Source organism: Pseudomonas sp. BAV 4579 (genome assembly GCF_009765395.1).
GTDB classification, from domain to species: domain Bacteria; phylum Pseudomonadota; class Gammaproteobacteria; order Pseudomonadales; family Pseudomonadaceae; genus Chryseomonas; species Chryseomonas aestiva.
In genome coordinates this window covers 2,501-5,657 of sequence record NZ_WHOV01000115.1, presented here as the reverse complement: position 1 = coordinate 5,657, position 3,157 = coordinate 2,501, and the positions used below count along the sequence as shown (strand labels likewise).

General features: G+C 53.2%; 2 rRNA genes (1 of these 2 only partly in view). Both read right to left on the bottom strand.

Annotation, left to right across the window (positions count from 1 at the left end):
- Positions 1 to 51: 51 nt before the first annotated feature.
- Positions 52 to 167 (bottom strand): 5S ribosomal RNA (gene rrf / locus GSQ95_RS20025).
- A 158-nt stretch (positions 168 to 325) separates the two neighbouring features.
- Positions 326 to 3,157 (bottom strand): 23S ribosomal RNA (locus GSQ95_RS20020); it runs 60 nt beyond the window's last position.

Genomic DNA, 3,157 nt, shown 5'->3' with positions numbered 1-3,157 from the left:
AAGACAACACCCCCGCCAGAGTGATCTGAGCGGGGGTGCTGGGTGTTAGGCGCTTGACGATGACCTACTCTCACATGGGGAAACCCCACACTACCATCGGCGATGCATCGTTTCACTTCTGAGTTCGGGAAGGGATCAGGTGGTTCCAATGCTCTATGTTCGTCAAGCAATTCGGTTGGCTGACCAGGCGATGAGGCTGCCTGGCTGGCCCAATTGGGTCTGTGATCGAAGTAGACAACTCGTCTTGGGTCTTGCGAACCCACGCGCCGTTTTCGGCGTCGTCTTCCTCACGCTCTGACACGCGGTCAGATTGTTTGGGTGTTATATGGTCAAGCCTCACGGGCAATTAGTATCGGTTAGCTCAACGCCTCACAGCGCTTACACACCCGACCTATCAACGTCGTAGTCTTCGACGGCCCTTCAGGAAGCTCAAGGCTCCAGTGAGATCTCATCTTGAGGCAAGTTTCCCGCTTAGATGCTTTCAGCGGTTATCTCTTCCGAACGTAGCTACCCGGCAATGCCACTGGCGTGACAACCGGAACACCAGAGGTTCGTCCACTCCGGTCCTCTCGTACTAGGAGCAGCCCCTCTCAAATCTCAAACGTCCACGGCAGATAGGGACCGAACTGTCTCACGACGTTCTAAACCCAGCTCGCGTACCACTTTAAATGGCGAACAGCCATACCCTTGGGACCGGCTTCAGCCCCAGGATGTGATGAGCCGACATCGAGGTGCCAAACACCGCCGTCGATATGAACTCTTGGGCGGTATCAGCCTGTTATCCCCGGAGTACCTTTTATCCGTTGAGCGATGGCCCTTCCATACAGAACCACCGGATCACTAAGACCTACTTTCGTACCTGCTCGACGTGTCTGTCTCGCAGTCAAGCGCGCTTTTGCCTTTATACTCTACGACCGATTTCCGACCGGTCTGAGCGCACCTTCGTACTCCTCCGTTACTCTTTAGGAGGAGACCGCCCCAGTCAAACTGCCCACCATACACTGTCCTCGATCCGGATAACGGACCAGAGTTAGAACCTCAAGATTGCCAGGGTGGTATTTCAAGGATGGCTCCACGCAGACTGGCGTCCACGCTTCAAAGCCTCCCACCTATCCTACACAAGCAAGCTCAAAGTCCAGTGCAAAGCTACAGTAAAGGTTCACGGGGTCTTTCCGTCTAGCCGCGGATACACTGCATCTTCACAGCGATTTCAATTTCACTGAGTCTCGGGTGGAGACAGCGCCGCCATCGTTACGCCATTCGTGCAGGTCGGAACTTACCCGACAAGGAATTTCGCTACCTTAGGACCGTTATAGTTACGGCCGCCGTTTACCGGGGCTTCGATCAAGAGCTTCGCTTGCGCTAACCCCATCAATTAACCTTCCGGCACCGGGCAGGCGTCACACCCTATACGTCCACTTTCGTGTTTGCAGAGTGCTGTGTTTTTAATAAACAGTCGCAGCGGCCTGGTATCTTCGACCGGCATGAGCTTACGGGGTAAACCCTTCACCCTCACCGGCGCACCTTCTCCCGAAGTTACGGTGCCATTTTGCCTAGTTCCTTCACCCGAGTTCTCTCAAGCGCCTTGGTATTCTCTACCCGACCACCTGTGTCGGTTTGGGGTACGGTTCCTAGTTACCTGAAGCTTAGAGGCTTTTCCTGGAAGCATGGCATCAACCACTTCTCCTTCTAAAAGAAGGATCGTCATCAGCTCTCGGCCTTAACTGTCCGGATTTACCTAAACAGTCAGCCTACCACCTTAAACTTGGACAACCAACGCCAAGCTGGCCTAGCCTTCTCCGTCCCCCCATCGCAGTAACTAGAAGTACGGGAATATTAACCCGTTTCCCATCGACTACGCCTTTCAGCCTCGCCTTAGGGACCGACTCACCCTGCGTCGATTAACGTTGCGCAGGAACCCTTGGTCTTTCGGCGTGCGAGTTTTTCACTCGCATTGTCGTTACTCATGTCAGCATTCGCACTTCTGATACCTCCAGCAAGCTTCTCAACTCACCTTCACAGGCTTACAGAACGCTCCTCTACCGCATCACCAGAGGTGATACCCGTAGCTTCGGTGCCTGGTTTGAGCCCCGTTACATCTTCCGCGCAGGCCGACTCGACTAGTGAGCTATTACGCTTTCTTTAAAGGGTGGCTGCTTCTAAGCCAACCTCCTAGCTGTCTAAGCCTTCCCACATCGTTTACCACTTAACCAGGACTTTGGGACCTTAGCTGACGGTCTGGGTTGTTTCCCTTTTCACGACGGACGTTAGCACCCGCCGTGTGTCTCCCATGCTCGGCACTTCTGGGTATTCGGAGTTTGCATCGGTTTGGTAAGTCGGGATGACCCCCTAGCCGAAACAGTGCTCTACCCCCCAGAGTGATACATGAGGCGCTACCTAAATAGCTTTCGAGGAGAACCAGCTATCTCCGAGCTTGATTAGCCTTTCACTCCGATCCACAAGTCATCCCCTGCCTTTTCAACGGAAGTGGGTTCGGTCCTCCAGTCAGTGTTACCTAACCTTCAACCTGCTCATGGATAGATCGCCCGGTTTCGGGTCTATTCCCAGCGACTAAACGCCCTATTAAGACTCGCTTTCGCTACGCCTCCCCTATTCGGTTAAGCTCGCCACTGAAAATAAGTCGCTGACCCATTATACAAAAGGTACGCAGTCACCTAACAAGTAGGCTCCCACTGCTTGTACGCATACGGTTTCAGGTTCTATTTCACTCCCCTCTCCGGGGTTCTTTTCGCCTTTCCCTCACGGTACTGGTTCACTATCGGTCAGTCAGGAGTATTTAGCCTTGGAGGATGGTCCCCCCATATTCAGACAGGGTTTCTCGTGCCCCGTCCTACTCGATTTCATTGATAAGAGCGTTTCGCGTACAGGGCTATCACCCACTATGGCCGCCTTTTCCAAAGCGTTCCGCTACTCTCAAATCAACTTAAGGGCTGGTCCCCGTTCGCTCGCCACTACTAAGGGAATCTCGGTTGATTTCTTTTCCTCAGGGTACTTAGATGTTTCAGTTCCCCTGGTTCGCCTCTTAACCCTATGGATTCAGGTTAAGATACCTAGCTTATGCTAGGTGGGTTTCCCCATTCAGAGATCTCCGGGTCACAGGTCATTTGCCACCTCACCGAAGCTTATCGCAGGCTAT